Annotated in this window: 18 protein-coding genes and 1 pseudogene; 18 read left to right on the top strand and 1 reads right to left on the bottom strand. The window is 70.4% G+C overall.

Features of this window, described 5'->3' with window-relative positions:
* The 9 genes and pseudogenes from JHN63_RS00825 to JHN63_RS00785 form a co-directional block, all read left to right on the top strand.
* Positions 1-333, top strand: a pseudogene (locus JHN63_RS00825) (ATP-binding protein); the annotation flags it as partial.
* A complete protein-coding gene (locus JHN63_RS00820) occupies positions 330-752 on the top strand; it encodes a roadblock/LC7 domain-containing protein (protein ID WP_200676653.1) in 423 nt (140 codons plus the stop codon). The pseudogene JHN63_RS00825 and the gene JHN63_RS00820, both read left to right, overlap by 4 nt.
* The gene (locus tag JHN63_RS00815) at positions 749-1,111 is read left to right on the top strand and encodes a DUF742 domain-containing protein (protein ID WP_200676652.1); all 363 of its coding nucleotides are present in this window, start codon (positions 749-751) and stop codon (positions 1,109-1,111) included. The genes JHN63_RS00820 and JHN63_RS00815 overlap by 4 nt, the downstream gene beginning before the upstream one ends.
* Positions 1,083-1,706, top strand: a complete 624-nt coding sequence (locus JHN63_RS00810; protein WP_200676651.1) for an ATP/GTP-binding protein — start codon at positions 1,083-1,085, stop codon at positions 1,704-1,706. The genes JHN63_RS00815 and JHN63_RS00810 overlap by 29 nt, the downstream gene beginning before the upstream one ends.
* On the top strand, positions 1,703-2,920 hold the full coding sequence (locus JHN63_RS00805; RefSeq protein WP_200676650.1) for a cytochrome P450: 1,218 nt from the start codon (positions 1,703-1,705) through the stop codon (positions 2,918-2,920). The genes JHN63_RS00810 and JHN63_RS00805 overlap by 4 nt, the downstream gene beginning before the upstream one ends.
* Positions 2,917-4,143, top strand: coding sequence for a cytochrome P450 (locus tag JHN63_RS00800; RefSeq protein WP_200676649.1), 1,227 nt, complete (start codon positions 2,917-2,919; stop codon positions 4,141-4,143). Before JHN63_RS00805 ends, JHN63_RS00800 begins: the two co-directional genes overlap by 4 nt.
* Before the next feature lie 238 nt (positions 4,144-4,381).
* Positions 4,382-5,002, top strand: coding sequence for an L-threonylcarbamoyladenylate synthase (locus tag JHN63_RS00795; RefSeq protein WP_200676648.1), 621 nt, complete (start codon positions 4,382-4,384; stop codon positions 5,000-5,002).
* Positions 5,003-5,099: 97 nt separating this feature from the next.
* Positions 5,100-5,861 (top strand): dienelactone hydrolase family protein, encoded by a 762-nt coding sequence (locus JHN63_RS00790; RefSeq protein WP_200676647.1) that lies wholly within the window; start codon positions 5,100-5,102, stop codon positions 5,859-5,861.
* 185 nt (positions 5,862-6,046) lie between these two features.
* Entirely contained in the window at positions 6,047-7,234 is a 1,188-nt protein-coding gene (locus JHN63_RS00785; protein ID WP_200676646.1) for a glycoside hydrolase family 64 protein, read from the top strand.
* A 65-nt stretch (positions 7,235-7,299) separates the two neighbouring features.
* Here the strand turns inward: JHN63_RS00785 and JHN63_RS00780 are convergent, their stop codons facing one another.
* Positions 7,300-9,675 carry a M4 family metallopeptidase gene (locus tag JHN63_RS00780; protein ID WP_200676670.1) on the bottom strand — a complete coding sequence of 792 codons (2,376 nt, stop codon included), beginning with the start codon at positions 9,673-9,675 and terminating at the stop codon, positions 7,300-7,302.
* A 452-nt stretch (positions 9,676-10,127) separates the two neighbouring features.
* Between JHN63_RS00780 and JHN63_RS00775 the strand changes: the two genes are divergently transcribed.
* The 9 genes from JHN63_RS00775 (at position 10,128) to JHN63_RS00735 (ending at position 19,137) form a co-directional block, all read left to right on the top strand.
* Complete coding sequence (locus JHN63_RS00775; protein WP_200676645.1) at positions 10,128-11,432, top strand: extracellular solute-binding protein; 1,305 nt, start codon at positions 10,128-10,130, stop codon at positions 11,430-11,432.
* A gap of 7 nt (positions 11,433-11,439) precedes the next feature.
* A complete protein-coding gene (locus JHN63_RS00770; protein WP_200676644.1) occupies positions 11,440-12,351 on the top strand; it encodes a carbohydrate ABC transporter permease in 912 nt (303 codons plus the stop codon).
* Entirely contained in the window at positions 12,348-13,244 is an 897-nt protein-coding gene (locus JHN63_RS00765) for a carbohydrate ABC transporter permease (RefSeq protein WP_200676643.1), read from the top strand. The genes JHN63_RS00770 and JHN63_RS00765 overlap by 4 nt, the downstream gene beginning before the upstream one ends.
* Positions 13,245-13,323: 79 nt before the next feature.
* The gene (locus tag JHN63_RS00760; protein WP_200676642.1) at positions 13,324-14,454 is read left to right on the top strand and encodes an ROK family transcriptional regulator; all 1,131 of its coding nucleotides are present in this window, start codon (positions 13,324-13,326) and stop codon (positions 14,452-14,454) included.
* A gap of 34 nt (positions 14,455-14,488) precedes the next feature.
* The gene (locus JHN63_RS00755; protein WP_200676641.1) at positions 14,489-16,015 is read left to right on the top strand and encodes a GMC oxidoreductase; all 1,527 of its coding nucleotides are present in this window, start codon (positions 14,489-14,491) and stop codon (positions 16,013-16,015) included.
* A gap of 14 nt (positions 16,016-16,029) precedes the next feature.
* Positions 16,030-16,641, top strand: coding sequence for a nucleoside deaminase (locus JHN63_RS00750; protein WP_200676640.1), 612 nt, complete (start codon positions 16,030-16,032; stop codon positions 16,639-16,641).
* Complete coding sequence (locus JHN63_RS00745; protein ID WP_200676639.1) at positions 16,638-17,564, top strand: sugar phosphate isomerase/epimerase; 927 nt, start codon at positions 16,638-16,640, stop codon at positions 17,562-17,564. Before JHN63_RS00750 ends, JHN63_RS00745 begins: the two co-directional genes overlap by 4 nt.
* A 59-nt stretch (positions 17,565-17,623) precedes the next feature.
* Positions 17,624-18,868: an MFS transporter gene (locus JHN63_RS00740; protein WP_200676638.1), complete on the top strand. Its 1,245-nt coding sequence runs from the start codon at positions 17,624-17,626 to the stop codon at positions 18,866-18,868.
* Between the two features lie 86 nt (positions 18,869-18,954).
* Positions 18,955-19,137 (top strand): antitoxin, encoded by a 183-nt coding sequence (locus tag JHN63_RS00735; RefSeq protein WP_200676637.1) that lies wholly within the window; start codon positions 18,955-18,957, stop codon positions 19,135-19,137.
* The last annotated feature ends 145 nt before the right edge of the window (positions 19,138-19,282 follow it).

The following is a 19,282-nucleotide window of genomic DNA, read 5'->3' as shown; positions in this document are numbered from 1 at the left end:
ACCCGCACATCCGCCCCCGCACCGGCCCACTCCTACGGCTCCGAGCACGACGAACGGGCCGTGGCCGATGCGTCCGGGCATCACGCCGTGCCCGATGCGGGCGGCCTGCCCCGGCGCCGTCGCCGCACCCCGGCCGCCGCACCGGCAGTACCGGTCGCGCCGGAGACACGCCAACCCGAGCGCCGCCCGGAGCAGGCCGCCGCCGCACTCGGCGCCCTCCAGTCCGGCACCGCCGCCGCGCGCGCCGCGATGGACGACGCCGAGACGGCCGTAGAAGCAGTGACAGCTCACGAGACACAGCAGACCGACTACGAAGGGGGAGCGGCTAGATGATCAGCCGCGATGGGGGCGACACCGCGTGGGTGCTCGATCCGATACTGGAGGTGCCGCATGTGGTGGCGGCCGTGCTGCTGACCCGGGACGGGCTGGTGCGCGGGTACACCGACGCGCTGTCCCAGGCCTCGGGCGAGCGGGTCGCCGCGATCACCAGCACGGTGCAGGGCGCGTGCCGTACCGCCGCGGCGGCGTTCGCCGACCGGGAACGGGCGGAGATACGGCAGGTGGTCATCGAGTCGGACCACGGCTATGTCCTCATCGTCCCCACGGATCACGGGACATGCGTGGCCGCCTACGGAGACAGCGAGGTGCGGCTGGATCTGCTGGCGCACCGGGTGCACTCACAGGTGGCGCGGCTGGGCGAGAAGGCGATGGCCGCCGCTCCGCGGGGAGTTGACGGCGGCGCGTCGGCATGACGGGCCGCCGCGGCGGCCGTCCTCTCGTTCCCGCGTATCTGTCGACCGGCGGTGTGGCCCGGCCCAGCCGCCCGCATCTGGAACGGCTGACGGTGCTCAGCGGCAGCGGCGAACCCGCGCCCGCCGAGCTGCCCGCGGCTCAACTCGCCCTGCTGGACGCCCTGTACGGCGGTTCGCTGACGGTGCTGGAGACGGCGGCCCTGCTGGAGCTGCCCGTGTCCGCGGTGCGCGTGCTGGCCGCCGGTCTCCTCGACCGGGGCCTGGTGCTCGCCCGCGCGCCGATCCCGCCCGCCGAACGCTTCGACCCCGACCTGCTGAAGAGAGTCGCAGATGGCCTACGCGCCCTCAGGCACCACTAGCGGCAGCACCACCAGCGGCATCCATCTGCCGGACACCGCACGCGAGTTGGTCAAGATCCTCGTCGCGGGCCCCTTCGGTGTGGGCAAGACGACCCTGATCGACTCCGTGTCGGAGATCCGGCCGCTGCACACCGAGGAGCGGCTCAGCGAGGCCTCCGTCCCGGTCGACGATCTCGACGGGGTGCGGGAGAAGTCGACGACGACCGTCGCCATCGACTTCGGCCGGATCAGCCTGCCGGGCGGGATCGTGCTGTATCTGTTCGGCACGCCCGGGCAGGAGCGGTTCCGGGCGCTGTGGGAGGACATCGCCCACGGCGCGCTCGGGGCGCTGGTCCTGGTCGACAGCCGGCGGATCGACGCCTCGTTCGACGTGCTCGGGCTGGTGGAGGAGAGCGCGCTGCCGTACGCCGTCGCCGTCAACACCTTCCCGGACGCGCCCCGGCACCACACCGTGGAACAACTGCGCGCCGCCCTGGACCTGGAGCCCGGCACACCACTGGTGGCCTGTGACGCCCGGGACACGGACTCGTCCCTCGACGCGCTGCTCGCCCTGGTCCAGCATCTGATCGACCGCGACCCCCCGGAGCACCGGTGACCACCACCTCGCCCACCCGCCCGGTCCGTCTGTGGGAGGACGGCTTCGCGCTGGACCCTTACGGCTACTACGCCGCCCTGCGCGCCCAGGGTCCGGTCGGCCGGGCCGAACTCGCCCCGGGCGTACCGGCGTTCGTCGTCACCGAGCGGCGGGCCGCGCTGGAGCTGCTGCGCGACACCGACACGTTCTCGCACGATCCCCGGCCGTGGGAGTCGACGGTCGCCGAGGACTCGCCGGTCCTCGGCATGATGCGCTGGCGGCCCAACTCCCTGTTCTCGGACGGCTCGGCGCACGTCCGCTTCCGCGCCTCGCTGATCGACGCCTTCGAACGGATCGAGCCGCACGACCTGCGGGCGCGGGTGCACCGCGCGGTGCATGTCCTGGTGAGCCGGATCGGACCGCGCGGACAGGCCGATCTGGTGGGCGAGTTCGCCCGGCCGCTGATGGCGCTGGTCTTCAACAGCCTCTTCGGGCTGCCGGAGGGCCAGAGCGAGCGGCTGGACCGGGCGCTGGGCATGATGATGGAGGGCGGCGCCCAAGCGGCCGCGGGCGAGGCAGAGTTCGGCGGCTACGTCCTCGGACTGATCGCCGCCAAGGCCGAGTCGCGCGGCGACGACCTGCCGAGCTGGCTGCTGGACCATCCGGCCGGACTCACCCCGGAGGAGGTCACCTGGCAGGTGTTCCTCACCCTCGGCGCGGGCCACGAGCCGACCGCGAACCTGGTGTCCAACGCCCTGTCCCGCATCCTCGGCACCTCGGTGTACTACTCCACGCTGACCAGTGGCGCCCGCCCGGTCATGGACGCCGTGGTGGAGGTCCTGCACCACGAGACCCCGCTCGCCAACTACGGGATCCACTACGCCCGTTCCCCCGTCACCTTCCACGGCGCGCGCATCGGGCCGGCGATACCGGTCGTCGTCTCGTACGGCGCGCTCGCACACTTCGCCGAGCAGGAGGTCGTCAGCGGACGGCATCCCAAGGACGCCTCGCACCTGTCGTGGTCCGCGGGCCCGCACGCCTGCCCGGTCAAGCAACACACCCTGCTCATCGCGACGGAGGCGATCGAGCGGCTCACCCTGTGGCTGCCCGACCTCGAACCCGTCGTGGCCCGCGAGCAGTTGACCTGGCGGCCGGGCCCCTTCCATCGCTCGCTCACGTCGCTGCCCGTGCGGTTCAGCCCCCGCTCCCCCGACCAGCCAGGAGACCTGTCGTGACCGTGCCCGACCGCATCGCCCTCGACCCGTTCGGCGCCGACATGGCCGCCGAGAGCGCCAAGCTGCGTGCCCTCGGCCCGATCGTGCCCGTCGAGCTGCCCGGCGGCATCCCCGCCTGGGCCCCCACCGGCTACGACACCCTGAAGGAACTGATCCTCGACCCGCAGGTCAGCAGGGATCCTCGGCTGCACTGGCGCCTGTGGCCCGAGATGGGCGAACACCCCTCCTGGGGCTGGGTGTTGGGCTGGATCGGCGTCATCAACATGCTCTCCACGTACGGCACCGACCACGCCCGGCTGCGCAAACTCGTGGCACCGAGCTTCACGCACCGGCGCACCGAGGCGATGCGGGCCCGGGTGGAGACGATCACGGCGGAGCTGCTGGACGCGGTCGCGGCCGACGACGCCGAGGTGGTCGACATCAAGGCGGCTCTCGCCCATCCCCTGCCGATGCGGATCATCTGCGAACTGTTCGGTGTGCCCGACGAGTTGGTGGCCGACACCGGTCGGCTGATCGCGGCCATCATGGACACCTCGGACCCGACCCCGGAGCACGCGGCGTTCGTGCAGCAGCAGATCGGCACGGTGCTGCCCGCGTTGATCGCCCACCGCAGCGAGCACCCCGGCGACGACCTCACCACCGAACTGATCCGGGTGCGCGACGAGGACGGCGACCGGCTCAGCGACGAGGAACTCCTCTACACGCTGCTGCTGGTGATCGGCGCGGGCTTCGAGACGACGGTGAACCTCATCGGCAACGCGATCGTCGCCCTGCTCAGGCGTCCCGAGCAGCTCGCGGACGTACGCGCCGGGAAGATCGGCTGGGACGCGGTGGTGGACGAGACCCTGCGCGTCCACCCGTCGATAGCCTCGCTGCCGCTCCGCTTCGCGGTCAGTGACCTCACGGTCGGCGACATCACCGTCCCGGCCGGGGACGCCATCATCACCACGTACGCGGCGGCCGGGCTCGACCCCGCGCACTACGGCCCCGACGCGGACGTCTTCGACGCGGCCCGCGGCGCCGACGACCACCTGTCGTTCGGCATCGGGGTGCACCGCTGCATCGGGGCGCCGCTGGCCCGTGTGGAGGCCCTGACCGCGCTCCCCGAGTTCTTCGACCGCTTCCCGGACGCCCGGCTCGCCGTCGACCCGGACGAGCTGCGCCAGGTGCCGTCCTTCATCGCCTTCGGCTGGCAGGAGATCCCGGTACGGCTGCGCGGCTGAGACCGAGCCCGACATACGCCTGGCCACGGACCCCCGCGCGGCCGGCACCGGTGGAACCGCCCCGCCGCGGCCCGGGGGGCGGGCCGCGGGCGGAGCCGATCCTGCCCGGGTTCGGGGGGGGGAGAGAGACCCGAGCGCTCTCGTCTGCTGCCCCCGATCCGCCGGGGTACACCCCCGGACCGACGACCGGCAGCGGGCCCGCGCGGCGACCGGCGCGGGCACGGCATAAGCTCGGCGGGTGGCCAAGTACTTCGACGTTCATCCGGACAATCCGCAGCCCCGCACGATCTCCCAGGTCGCGGACAGTGTGCGCTCGGGTGCGCTGATCGCGTACCCGACCGACTCCTGCTACGCGCTGGGCTGCCAGCTCGGCAACCGTGACGGCATGGAGCGGATCCGTACGATCCGGCAGCTGAACGACAAACACCACTTCACGCTGGTGTGCCAGAACTTCGCCCAGCTGGGCCAGTTCGTGCACATCGACAACGACGTGTTCCGCGCCATCAAGGCCTCCACGCCCGGCAGTTACACGTTCATCCTGCCGGCGACGAAGGAGGTGCCGCGCCAGTTGCTGAACGCGAAGAAGAAGACCGTGGGCGTGCGCATCCCCGACCATGTCGTCACCCAGGCGCTGCTGGCCGAGCTGGGCGAGCCGCTGCTGTCCAGCACCCTCCTGCTGCCCGACGAGGAGGAGCCGATGACCCAGGGCTGGGAGATCAAGGACCGGCTCGACCACGTGGTGGACGGGGTGGTCGACTCCGGGGACTGCGGCACCGAACCGACGACCGTCATCGACTTCTCCAGCGGCGAGGCCGAGATCGTCCGCAAGGGCGCGGGGGACGTCTCCCGCTTCGAGTGACCCCGGCCGAGGAACCGTGACCCGGCGTGCCACGATGATCGGAACACGCCGGGCCGGCAGCCGGCCGGGCGCCCATCCGCAGGGAGGCACCCCCACCATGACCGCCATACAGGGCACAGCCGTGGACATCCCCACCGAGGACGGCATCGCCGACGCCTATCTCGTGCACCCCGGCGACGAACTCCCCCGTCCGGCCGTGCTCCTCTACCAGGACGCCTTCGGTCTGCGCCCCCACCTCAGGTCGATGGCCGACCGGCTGGCCGAGGCCGGTTACACGGTCCTGGTGCCGAACGTGTTCTACCGGCAGGGTCGCGCGCCGGTGGTCGAGCTGCCCGAGTTCATCGACCCCGAGGCGCGGCCGGAGATCTTCGAGAAGGTCGGCCCGCTGATCATGGGCCTCGCGCGCACCCCCGAACTCATCGAGCGGGACGCCGGTGCCTATCTGCAATGGCTGGCCGACTCCCCGCTGGTCACCGACGGGCCGGTGGCGATCACCGGGTACTGCATGGGCGCCCGGCTGGCGCTGTACACCGCGGGCGCCTACCCGGACCGGGTGGCCGCGGTGGGCGGTTTCCACGGCGGGCAACTGGCCACCGACGACCCGGGCAGCCCGCACCTCGCCGCCCAACACATCACCGCAGAGCTGTACTTCGGCCACGCCGACCAGGACCACTCGCTGCCCGAGGAGCAGATCAAGCGGTTCGAGGAGGCCCTCACCGCGGCGGGCGTCCGGCACCGCTGCGAGGTCTACCCGGGCGCGCGGCACGGCTACACGCAGGCCGACACCTCCTCGTACGACGCGAAGGCGGACGAGCGTCACTGGGTCGCGCTGCTCGACCTGCTGGAGCGCACCTTCTGACCGAGGACTGCGTCCCCTGATCTCCCCGGGTGCCCACGGCATCCAACCCTGGTGCCCACGGCGCGAGTTGCCGTGGGCACCTTTCGTTCAACTCATTGACACACACGCGGCTCGGCGCGACTCTGAGAGCGCTCTCACACAGGTACGGACCAATTTCCCGTACACCCCCCACACGGAGGTGAGCAGTGCTCGTCAGAATCCTGCGCCGCCTGGGCGCCGCGACCGCGGTGGCCACGATGCTCGCGGTGGCCACACCGCTGACGGCGGATGCCGCGGTACCCGCCACGATCCCGCTGAAGATCACCAACAACTCGGGCCGCGGCGACGCGGTCTACATCTACGACCTGGGCACCAACCTCGCGACCGGCCAGCAGGGTTGGGCCGACGCGGCCGGCACGTTCCACGCCTGGCCGGCCGGTGGCAACCCGCCCACCCCGGCACCGGACGCGTCGATCGCGGGCCCGGGGGCCGGGCAGTCCAGCACCATCCGGATCCCCAAGTTCTCGGGCCGTCTCTACTTCTCGTACGGTCAGAAGCTGGTGTTCAAGCTGACCACCGGCGGCCTGGTGCAGCCGGCCGTGCAGAACCCGACCGACCCGAACCGCAACATCCTCTTCAGCTGGTCCGAGTACACGCTCAACGACTCCGGACTGTGGATCAACAGCACCCAGGTGGACATGTTCTCCGCGCCGTACGCGGTCGGGGTGCAGCGGTCCGACGGGAGCACGGCCACCACCGGGCACCTCAAGTCGGGTGGTTACACCGGGTTCTTCAACGCGCTGCGCGGACAGCCGGGCGGCTGGGCCAACCTGATCCAGACCCGTTCCGACGGCACGGTGCTGCGAGCGCTCTCACCGACGTACGGCATTGAGACGGGTGCCCTGCCCAGCACGGTGATGGACGACTACATCAACCGCGTCTGGTCGAAGTACGCGTCCTCGACCCTGACCGTGACACCGTTCGCCAACCAGCCGACCACCAAGTACTACGGCCGGGTGTCGGGCAGCGTCATGAACTTCACCAACAGCTCCGGAGCGGTCGTCACCACCTTCCAGAAGCCGGACGCGGCCAGCGTCTTCGGCTGCTACAAGTACCTCGACGCGCCCAACGACCTGGTGCGCGGGCCCATTTCGCGCACCCTGTGCGCGGGCTTCAACCGCTCCACGCTCCTGGTCAACCCCAACCAGCCGGACACCACCACCGCGAACTTCTACGTGGACACGGTGACCAACCAGTACGCGCGCAAGATCCACGCGCAGATGGCGGACGGCAAGGCGTACGCGTTCGCGTTCGACGACGTCGGCGCCCAGGAGTCCCTGGTGAACGACGGGAACCCGCAGCAGGCCTATCTGACGCTGGACCCGCTGAGCTGAGGAAACCGGACACCCCGCACGCCTGGGGGCGCGTGCGGGGTGCCGGACGGAACAGGTGCAGCGGATCAGCTGGTCGTGACGGCGGTGTCGTCGATGACGAAGCTGGTCTGGAGCGAGGAGTCCTCGACGCCGCTGAACTTCAGGGCGACCGTGGTCCCCGCGAAGGCCGACAGACTGAAGGACTTCGCGACGTACCCGCTGGCCGCGTTGAGGTTCGAGTACGTGGCGAGCGTGGTCGAACCGGCGGTGACCGTCAGCTTGTCGTACGCCGTGCTGGTGGTGGTCTCCGCGGTGTCGATGTGGATGTAGAAGGTGAACGTCGTCCCCGTGCAGCCGCTCGGGATCGTCACCGACTGGGACAGCGTGTCGGTGTGGGTGGAGCCGTAGCCGTCGAGCCAGGCCTTGTACGAACCGGTGCGCGCCGCCTGGCTGCTGGAGCTGGTGATGACCCCGCTGGTGGCGGTCCAGGTGGTGTTGCCCGACTCGAAGCCCGCGTTGCCCAGGAGCTGCGTCGAGGTGCAGGTGCCGCCCCCGCCGCTGGAACTCACGGTCCAGGTGAAGGACGCGGTACCCGTCGCCCCGGTGCTGTCGGTCACGGTCACGGTGGTGCTGTACGTGCCCGCGGTCGTCGGGGTGCCGGTGATGGCGCCCGTGGAGCTGCTGATCGACAGGCCGGTCGGCAGTCCGGTCGCGGCGTAGGTCAGGGTGCCGCTGTTGGTGGAGCTGGCCGTGATCGCCAGGCTCACCGCCGTGCCGACGGTCGAGGACTGGCTGCCCGGGTTGGTGACCGTGACGCCCGTGGTCGGCACGGTGATGTGGCTGCCCACGTTGATGCCGGCGAAGGCGTTGCCGACTCCCGCGTACTGCGCGGAACTTGTGCCGTAGAGGGCCCCGGCGGCGCTGAGCGCGGCGGTGCGGGCCCCGGCGTAGTTGGTGCTGGACGTCATGTACGTCGTCAGCGCCTTGTACCAGATCTGGAGGGCGGCGGCCCGGCCGATACCGGCGACGGCCACGCCGTCGGAGGTCGGGCTGTTGTAGGTGACACCGTTGATGGTCTTGGTGCCGCTGCCCTCGGAGAGCAGGTAGAACATGTGGTTCGCGGGGCCGGACGAGTAGTGCACGTCGAGGTTGCCGACGCCGGAGTACCAACTGTCGGCGGAGCCGCCGTCCTTGTCGGGCTCGTCCATGTAACGCAGCGGCGTGCCGTCGCCGTTGATGTCGATCTTCTCGCCGATGAGGTAGTCACCGACGTCGGTGGAGTTCGCCGCGTAGAACTCCACGCCCGTGCCGAAGATGTCGGAGGTCGCCTCGTTCAACCCGCCTGATTCACCGGTGTAGTTGAGACCGGCGGTGTTGGAGGTGACGCCGTGGCTCATCTCGTGGCCGGCCACGTCCAGCGAGGTCAGCGCGTGGGTGCTGCTGGTGCCGTCGCCGTACGTCATGCAGAAGCAGTCGTCGTCCCAGAAGGCGTTGACGTACGCCGTGCTGTAGTGGACGCGCGAGTAGGCGGCGACGCCGTCGTTCTTGATGCCGCTGCGGCCGAAGGTGTTCTTGTAGAAGTCCCAGGTCGTCTGGGCGCCGTAGGCCGCGTCCGCGCCGGCGGTCTGGGTGTTGGAACCCGAGCCCGTGCCCCACACGTCGTCGGAGTCGGTCATCAGGGTGCCGGTGCCCGACGTGGCGTTGTTGAGGCTGTACGTCTTGTGGCCGCCGCGCGTGGTGTCGTACAGCTGGTAGGTCGAGCCGGACAGTGTGGTGCTGAGCGAGACCGTGCCGCTGTACTGGGTGTTGCCGGTGCCGGTCTCGATGCCCTCGAAGCGCGAGAGCTCCTTGCCGGTGGTGGCGTCGGTGATCACGTGCAGCTTGCTGGGGGTGCCGTCGTCCTGGAAGCCGCTGATCACCGTCTCCCAGGCGAGCTTCGGGGTGCCGGTGCCGGCCCAGATGACCTTGCGGGCGCTGTCGGTGCTCGGCGCCTTGGCGTCGAGGGCCTTCGCGGTCGTCAGGGCCTTGGTCTCGGCGGTCGACTTGGCGACCGAGGGGGTCGTCGAGGGGACCGTGAGGGTGTGCTTGTTGTTGAAGGTCGCGCTCACCGTGCCGGTCGCCTTGCTGGCGGGCGGGGTGTGCACGACGAGGTCGCCGCCGAGGACGGGGAGACCGGCGAAGGTGCGCTCGTAGCGGGTGTGGACGGTGCCGTCGTTGTCCTTGACGACGTCCTTGACGACCAGCTTCTCCTTGGCGCCGAGGCCGAGGGTGTGGGCGGTCGTCGTGCTGTTCGCGGTGGCGCTCTTCACCAGGGCGGTGCGCTGGGCCGGGGTGAGCTTCGCCTCCAGGCTGCCGGTGAGCAGCGGACTCGGGTGGGGGGAGGCGGGCTTCGCGGTCGCCGGCACCGACTGGACGCCGACGGCCAGGAAAGCGGCGGTGGAGACCAGGGCTCCTACCGCCATCCGCTTACGGGGGATGCGTCTCACTCTTACTCCTACTGCGACGACCGCGAACGCGGCCGGTGACAGACCGGACAGCCGGGTCTGCTGTCCGGGAAGAGCTGAGCTGTGCGGGACTGGGAGAACTTTGACCAATCCGTGGAGGATCCGTGGGGGTGGCTGCGTGGAGGATGACAGCGTTGACCCGTCCATGTCACGCAGGTCAGGGGCACTCAAGGGTTTTCCCTCTGTCAGGGATTTCGCTACAAGTTCCGAAATTATTCGTGACGGCTGAGCCACGCCGGCGAAACAGACCCTTCCTAACGTCGCAGTCAGCCACAGAGGTCCCATCAGCCGCATTACGGCCGCCGGACCGATAACGCTGCTTTTCCCGAAAATCCCGCGCTGCCCGGAAATCCCGCAGCTCCCGGAAATCCCAGCACTGTCCTCAGCGCCCCATGAGACAGGAGTCCCGAGTGTCCAACCCCTCCCGCCGCGGCGTCCTCAGACTGTCCGCCGGTACCGCACTGCTCGGCACCCTCGCCCTCGCCGGCTGTGGGCGCGGCGACACCGCCACGGCCACCGCGAAGGCCACCGCCGAGTCCATCGACGACAAACCGGCCACCGGCACCGTCAACGTCTGGGCCGCCCAGGGCGACGCCGACGTCCTCGACAAGGTGATCAAGCCCTTCAAGGCGGCGAACCCGGACGTCACCGTGAAGTTCACGCTGATACCGAACGCCGACTACTACACGAAGCTCCAGGCCGCGATCGCGGCGGGCAAGGGCCCCGATGTGGCCCAGTTCTTCCCCGAGTCGCAGGCCCAGTTCCTCGACCCGTCGATCCTGCGGCCGGTGCCGGACGGGCTCGTCGACTCCGGCGTCTTCTTCAAGAGCCTGTGGGACGCCGGTCTGGTCAAGGACGTGGCCTACACGGTGCCCTGGTACGCGTACACGTACGCCCTCGTCTACCGCGCCGACCTCGCCAAGAAGGCGGGCGTCACGGCGCCGACCACGTGGGCCGAAATGGTGCCGTTCTTCAAGGCGTTGAAGGGCGCCGGCGCCGGGCACGGTCTCGCGGCCGACAACGGCTGGGACATCTTCAACGGCCAGGACGTGGCGATGTACGCCTGGCAGGCGGGCGGCAACCTCCTCTCGTCCGACGGCAGTTGGAACCTCGACACACCGGCGATGGTCGACGCCCTCAAGTACAACGCGTCGTTCTTCACCTCGGGTTCGGCCGACACCGCCACCCCCACCTTCCTCGACTCCCAGCCGTACTTCGTGTCCGGGAAGACCGCCACGATGATCACCGGCCCCTGGGTGCTCGGGCAGCTCGACACCGCCGCGAAGCAGACCGGCTGGACGGCGGCCCATGTCGCCACGGCTCCGCTGCCGGCCGGCGCCTCGGGCAGCACCTCCTTCTCGGCCGGGGGCACGTGGGGCGTCCTCGCGGACAGCGGGAACACGGACGCGTCGTGGAAGTTCGTCCGCCATGTCTCGAAGCCGAGCACGCAGGTCGCGCAGTACTCGGCGTACGGCTCGCTGCCGGCGGTGATCTCCGCCTGGGACGATCCGATCGTCAAGAAGCAGCCGCTCCTCGACGCCTTCCTCACCCAGCTCAAGAACACCAAGGCCTTTCCGCAGGTGGGCACTTGGCAGCAGGTCGCCACCCGGCTGGGCAAGGAGGTCGAGACCGTGGCCAAGGGCACCCAGACCGCGGAGAAGGCCGCGGCGAGCATCCAGGCGTACGCCAAGAGCCTCGGCACGGGAGCGGAGTGAGCCGCGGATGACCACCACGCTCGCCCCGGGGAGACGGAGCAGGGCACGCACCTCCCGTCGTACGGCGGTCGCCTGGCTGTTCCTCGCGCCGTTCGCCGTCGTGTTCCTGCTCTACACCGCGATCCCCACGGTGGCCGCGCTCGGCTTCAGCCTGACCGATCTGCGCGGCTCGGACCTGCGCCATCCGCTCGCGGTCGACTTCACCGGCCTGGACAACTACCTGCGCCTGTTCCAGGATCCGACCTTTCTGCGGGACATCCTGAACACCGCCGTGTTCGTCGCCGTCGGTGTGCCGCTGACCATGGCGATCGGCTTCGGGCTGGCGATGGCACTGAACTCCGGGATCCGGCGGCTGCGCGGGGTGTTCCGTACGGTCTTCTTCGCACCGGTCGTCACCAACGTCGTCGCTGTCGCTCTCATCTGGCAGTACGCCTTCAACGCGGGCGGGACCGTCAACAAGGCGTTGGGCTACGTCGGCCTGGCCGGGCCGAACTGGCTGGACGATCCGCACCTCGCGATGCCCGTGGTCATCCTGCTCGGCGTCTGGCGCAACTTCGGCACCGCGATGGTGCTGTTCCTGGCCGGACTCCAGGCCGTGCCGGAGGACGTGTACGAGGCCGCCGCGCTCGACGGGGCGGGCAGATGGCGGCAGTTGAGGCACATCACCCTGCCGCTCCTGCTGCCGACCACCCTCATGGTGTCGGTGCTGCTGACCGTCTTCTATCTCCAGGTCTTCGACGAGCCCTATCTCCTCACGGACGGCGGCCCGTTGGGGTCCACCGAGTCCGTGTCGCTGTACACCTACCACCAGTTCGGGTCCGGCCAACTGGGCATGTCCTCGGCCGCGTCCTTCGTGATGCTGCTGCTCGTGCTGCTGGTGAGTGCCGTCCAGTTCCGACTGCTGAGGCCCCGCACATGACCGCCGTAGCCGCGTCGCTGAACGACGCCGACCTGACCGCCGCCACCGTCGAGGACCCAACCGCCGTACGCACACGGTCCGTTGGTCGCCCGCTGCTGTACGGCGCACTGGTGCTGTGCGCGCTGCTGACCCTGCTGCCCTTCTTCTGGGTGGTCAGCGGCTCGCTGCGCGGCCTGGACGAGATCCGCTCCGATCCGGGTGCGTGGCTGCCGCGGCACGTCACGCTCGACAACTTCGTGCGGCTGTTCCGGACCGAGGGCTTCGGGCGGTTCCTGACCAACAGCGTGCTGGTCGCCCTCATGGTGGTGATCGGCAACATCGTGGCGGCCTCGGCGGCCGGATACGCCCTCGCCAAGCTCGAATTCGCGGGCAGGCGGCTGGCGTTCGGTGCCGTGATGGCGGCGATGATGGTGCCGTTCACGACGGTCTTCGTCACCCAGTTCGTGATCACCGTCGACATGGGTCTGGCCGACACCCTCACCGGGATCGCGCTGCCCGGCGTGGCGCTCCCGCTGTCGGTGTTCATCATGCGGCAGTACGCGCAGTCGGTGCCCGACGAGTTGCTGGAGGCGGCGCGCATCGACGGCGCGGGCGAGTTCCGGATCTTCTTCCGGATCTTCCTTCCGCTGGCCGGTCCGGCGGTCGCGACGATCACGATCATGTCGTTCCTGAACTCGTGGAACAACTTCATCTGGCCGCTCATCGTCGCCCAGAGCACGGCGAGTTACACCCTCCCGGTCGGCCTCGCCGCCACCAGCCAGGCGGCCCAGCACGTCACCGACTACGGCCTGGTGCTCGCCGGCGCGATCGTCGTGATGCTGCCGGTCCTCGTGCTCTTCCTGTTCCTGCAGCGCTACTTCGTGCAGGGCATCGCCGGATCGGGGATGCGATGACACCTGTGACGGAGACGGGTGTGTTCGTCCCGGTCGGGCTGGGCAGGTCCGAGGAGGCGGAGGGGTGTTGATGTCGGGGATGAACCAGAGCGCCGTGCGGCGCGTCAACACCTCGGTCGTCCTGCGCGCGCTCGCGGTGTCCTCGGGACCCACGACCCTGACCGCGCTCGCCGAGCAGGCCGGTCTGTCCCGCCGTACCATCGAGCTGATCCTGGACTCGCTCGTCGAGGCGGGCTGGGTGGCCGAGTTGGAGCGGATACCGACCAGCGGCTCCGCCGGGCGACCGGCCCGTCGGTACGAACTGCGGGCGGAACACGCCCTGTTGGCGGCCGTCAGCATCAACACCGTGGACGCCTCCGCCGTCGTCGCCGACGTACGCGGCCGGATCGTCGGCCGGGCGCACCGCCGGCTGCGCGCCTACCAGGACCCGCAGGTCACGCTCGACGACGCGGCGGACCTGGTGCGGGAGGCGCTCGTCGACGCGGGCGGCTCCCCGGACCGGCTGCGCGCCGGCGCTGTGGCGGGCGGCGGCGCCATCGACGACGAGGGGGTCGTACGACGTCTGGTGCACACCACGCGCTGGGAGGGCGTGCATCTGCCCGACGAACTGCGGCGGCGGATCGGGATGCCCTGGTTCGCGGACAACGACTCCAACCTAGGTGCGCTGGCGGAGCGTTGGCGCGGTGTGGCCGGTGACCACGACAACGTCGTCTGGGCGCACCTCGGCAACCGGACCGGCCTCGGCATCCTGATCCGGGGCGCCGTGCACCGGGGTCTGGACGGCGCCGCGGGCGAGATCGTCGAGGCCCAGTCGATCCCGACCGGCACGATCGCCGACCGCCCGGTGGCCCTGCTGAGTTCACCGGAACCGGACCAGCGCAAGGTGGCGCAGGAGCGCTTCGACGCGGCCCGCGCCGGTGACGCGGAAGCACTCGCCGAGGTGGACGAGTTCGTCGAGAACATCACCTCGATCCTCACCACCCTGTCGTGGACGGTCGCGCCCTCGCTCATCGTGCTCGGCGGCGGTCTGGAGGACGCGGCCGACGTGCTGCTCCCCCGGGTGCGCGAGGCGATGCGCGTCGCCCGTACCCCCGCGATCGAACTGTGCGCCACCGGGCTGGGCCGCGACGCCGCGCTCATCGGCGCGGTGAAACTGGCGCTCGACCGCATGGACACCGAGCTGTTCGGCCCGCTCGCCCCCAGTGCCTAACTCCCCCCACGACAAACGATTTTGGAGTCTCCCTGTGACCGACACCCCGCACACCGACGTCCTCATCGTGGGCAGCGGCATCATGGGTTCCGTCGTGGCCCGGCTGCTGCGGGAGAGCGATCCGGGACTGGGTATCACCATGGTCGACGGCGGCAGCGCGATCGGCGGGGCACCGGGACTGCATCTGCACGACGTCGCCGACCCGGCCCTGTGGTCGCGGTACAACGAACGGGTCGAGTCCGGTGTCCAGGGCATGTACACCGGCGCGGAGGTGGTGCGCGAGGTCGCGGGCGGCCTCACCGGTCTGCCGCCGGGCATGGTCCACGCGCTGGCCTTCGGCGAGGACAGCGAGGCGATGCCCGCGACGGCACTGGCGTGGAACGCGGGCGGCATGGGCGTCCACTGGACCGCCGCGACCCCATGGCCCGCCGGGGACGAGGTCTTCGACTTCGGCGACCCGGCCCGCTGGGCGGCCGACCTGGACACCGCACGCCGTCTGCTCGCCGTCTCCCCCTCCCCCATCGGCCCGACCGAGGTCGGCCGGATCGTCCTCGACGTGCTGCGCCGCCGCTACGACGACACCGCGCCCGAGGACCGACGCCCGCAGCCGATGCCCATGGCCGTCACGGCGACGGACTCGGGCCCCATGCCCCGCACGGCACCCGGGACGATCTTCCCGGCGATCGCGGCGGGCGGCGACCCGGCGTTCACCCTGCTCACGGGCACGCTCGCCACCCGGTTGCTCGTCTCGGACGGCCGGGTCGGCGGCGCCCGGCTACGGAGTGTCGCGGACGGCACGGAGTCCGTGCTCCACGCGGACACCGTGATCGTGTGCGCCGACGCGCTGCGCACCCCGCAACTGCTGTTCGCCTCGGGCATCCGCCCCGCCGCGCTGGGCCGCCACCTCAACGAGCACGCGTTCATCACGGCCCAAGTCCTGCTGGATCTGGACCGGTTCGGCATCGCCCTGGACGAGCTGCCGCTGCCCCGCCCCGGCGAGTTCAGCACGGACTCGCTGTGGGTGCCGCAGAACGGGCCCGCGCAGCCGTTCCACCACCAGATCATGAACCGGACGTACGTCGACGACAGCGGTCGGCCTCTCGCCCACGGCGTGGGCATGTCGCTGCTCGTGCCCGTCGAGGCGCGGCCCGAACACCGGCTCGTCTTCTCGGAGTCGGGGACCGACCTCGCCGGACTGCCACGTATCGGCGTCGAGTTCGCCTACTCCGACGCCGATCGCGCGCTGATCGACCGGGGACTGGCCGAAGTCCGTTCCCTGGCCGAGGAGTTCGGCCCCTTCGACCCCGCGACCGAACTCGCCCTGCTGCCGCCCGGCTCGTCCCTGCATCTGACCGGCACCGTCCGCTCGGGCACCGCCGACGACGGCACCAGCGTGTGCGACCCGGACGGCCGCGTGTGGGGCTTCGACAACCTGTACGTCGCCGGCACCGGGGTCATCCCCACGGCGATGGCCGCCAACGTGACCCTGACCGGCGCGGTGACGGCCGTACGGGCCGCCCAGGCGGTCACCAACAGAACCGCGCCGCTCGCCGCGCACTGAGAGGAAGCACGGACGTGATCGACATCGTGAAGGAGTACCGCGTGGCGCTGCCCGCGTGGATCGACGACGAGGTGGCCGACGTGCCCGCCGTCGTCCCCGGCCGCGCGGACCGGATGCGCCTCGTGCACCGGCTCGCGGACCGCAACTGGCGGGAGGGCAACGGCGGTCCGTTCGCGGCCCTCGTCGCCGAGCGAGACACCGGCCGTATCGTCTCGGTGGGCGTCAACGTCGTCCTCGCCTCGGGAGTCTCCAGCGCACACGCCGAGGTCATGGCGCTCGGGCTGGCCCAACGGGCCGTAGGCGACTGGGACTTGGGCGCCACCGGCCTCCCGTCCCATGAACTCGTCGTCAACTGGCGCCCCTGCGTGCAGTGTTACGGCGCCACGCTGTGGTCCGGGGTGCGCACGCTGGTCGTCGCGGGCGAGGGCCCGGAACTGGAGGAGATCACCACGTTCGACGAGGGCCCGCTCGGCGCGGACTGGGCCGGGCAGTTCGAGGCGCGCGGCATCGAGGTCGTAGGAGATGTGCTGCGGGACGAGGCGCTGACCGTGTTCCGCAACTACCGCAAGGCGGTGGACGAGACGGACGGCATCGTCGTCTACAACGCACGCGGAGGCACCGCATGAGTCCACGCTTCGCGACCGACATCGTCACCTTCTACCACCCGGACTTCTGGCACCTCCCCTCCGCGGACGCCGTGCGCGCGTGGGCACTCGCTCACCCCGAGCGCTTCTGGGACCGGGTGATGGGCGCGCTCGACGAGGCCGGCGTCACCGGCCTCGAACTCACCTTCGCGCCGGGCGACATCGCGTCGGCGCTGCGGGCCTTCGGCAGCGCGCAGGGCTTCCGCCGCGAGCTGGTGTCCCGCGGGCTGTCCGTCGTGAGCGCGTTCGTCGCCGGGGAGGACAGCCCCGACTGGCGGGACCCCGGGAACCTCCCCGCGATCGTCGCGGACGCCGAACGACGCGCGGCCTTCCTCGTCGACGTGGGGGCCGAACTCCTCGTCGCGGGCCTGCCGATGCGCACGACCTTCGGGACCCGGCCGCCCCTGTTCGTCGACGCCCCGTACATGACGCGTATGGCGGACATCGCGCACGCGGTGGGCGAGGCCGTCTCCCGGCAGGGCGTGCGGCTCGCCTTCCACACGGAGTCCAACAGCACCCTCTGGTACGAGCGCGACATCGACCTGTTCATGGCCTTCACCGACCCGCGCTACGTCTGGCTGTGCCCCGACTCCTGCCATATCGCCCTCGGTGGAGGCGATCCGGTGGCCGTGGCCGACCGGCACGCGCGGCGCGTGGCGCTGGCGCACTGGAAGGACGCGGTCAGGCCCATCGACGTGGAACTCACGATCGACGAGACGGTCTTCGCGCAACAGCAGCCCTACATGGCCGAGTTGGGCTCGGGCATCGTCGACTGGAAGGGCTGGGCCGAGGTGATGTCCCGTACGCCCGGCGCCGACACGGTGCTCATCGAGCTGGACGAGGCGGCCGATCCGGTCGCCGCGTTGCTCGCGGGGAGGGCAGTGGCGTCGTCGGTACTGCCGTGACCGGTAGTCGCCGGTGGCCCAACTGCCGTACGAAAGCGCTTCCTTGATACGGTCCGATCATGCCGCGCCTGGTGGACGTCCCCGGGTACGTACGTTTCTGGACCGCCTCCGCGATCTCCTCGTTCGGTTCGCAGATCACCGGGCTGGCGCTGCAGATCCTCACCGCCGTCACGTTGAACGCGTCCGCCACGGAGGTGGGTCTGGTCAACGCGGCCCGCTGGGCGCCCTATCTGCTCTTCGGGCTCCTGGCCGGGGTGCTGGTGGACCGGTGCCGGCGCAAGCCGGTCATGGTGGCCATGGATCTCGGCAGGGCCGTCCTCCTCGGCGCGATCCCGCTGCTGTACGCACTGGACCGGCTCGATATCGCCACCTTGTGCGCGTGCGTCTTCGCCTTCGGGCTGCTCTGCCTGTTCTTCGAGGCGGCCAGCCACTCCTACGTGCCGCAGCTCGTCCCGAAGGAACTCCTCAACGTGGGCTACGCCCGGGTGGGGCAGGCCGACGCGGCGGCCGGGTCGACCGGGCCGCTGCTCGCGGGAGTGCTGATCAGGCTGGTCGGCGCTCCGCTCGCCGTGCTGGTGGACGCCGTCAGCTATCTGGTGTCCGGCCTGCTGCTCAGCTCGGTGCGGGCCCCCGACCCCGTTCCCGACCGAGGCGCGCGCCGGAGTCTGCTCAGCGAACTTCGGGAGGGCGTGGCCTGGGTCTATCGCCATCGGACCCTGGCGTCCATCGCGCTGACCTCGCATCTGATGCTCCTCTTCAACACCGTCGTCAGCACGGTCTTCGTGGTCTTCGCGCTGCGTGAGCTGCGGATCGGGGACTTCGGTCTGGGCGTGGCGTACGCCTGCGCGGGCGTCGGTGGCGTGCTCGGCGGCGCGTTCTCCGGACGCGCGGCGCGGAGGTTCGACGTCGGCGCCGTCCTGATCGTCGGCCGTGTCGTCGCCGCCGTCGGCTGGCTGCCGCTGGTCCTGGCCCAGCGTGGACCGTGGGCGCTGGTCTCGGTGTCACTGGCCTTCTTCGTGGTCTCCGGCGCCATCTCGCTGGAGAGCCCCGTGGAGATGAGCTACCGCCAGGCGGTCACGCCGGACCGGCTCCGGGGCCGGATGAACGCCACGATCCGCTCGTTCAACTGGGGAACGGTCGCGATCGGCGCGCCCCTGGGCGGACTCCTGGCCGACCGGGTCGGCTATCGGTTCGCCCTGTGGGTGGGCCTGTCCGGAGCGGTCCTCCAGGCACTTCTGCTCGCCGTGTCCCGCACCCGCGAGGCCCGCGCCACCGACGGGATCGAGCCATTGGTGCGCACCTGAGCCCACGCCCCATGACCACCGAAATGCGGCACACGGGAAGCCGGAGGATGCTGAGAGGGCAAACGCACGTCCGAAGGAGGACACCCATGTCGTTCATGGACAAGGTCAAGGGAATGCTGGGTCAGCACTCCGACCAGGCCAAGCAAGGTGTGGACCGGGCGGGAGACATGATCGACGAACGCACCGGCGGCAAGCACGCCAAGCAGGTCGACATGGCGCAGGACAAGGCCAAGGACTTCATCGACCGCGAGAAGCCGCAACAGCCCTGACGCCTTCTGTCCCGTATCGCCCTCGATGGGACCGAAGTGCCCCCCGGAAAGCGGAGAGTTAATCGACTGCTGACGTGAAAAGGTTGCGCGATCGGGCCCTGATCCATACATACTCCCCCCACAGGAAGCCATAGCTCTGGGGGGA

The organism is Streptomyces sp. MBT65, from assembly GCF_016612545.1.
Classification (GTDB): Bacteria; Actinomycetota; Actinomycetes; order Streptomycetales; family Streptomycetaceae; genus Streptomyces.
The sequence above is the reverse complement of the archived record's forward strand: the minus strand, read 5'-3'. Positions and strand labels throughout refer to the sequence as shown.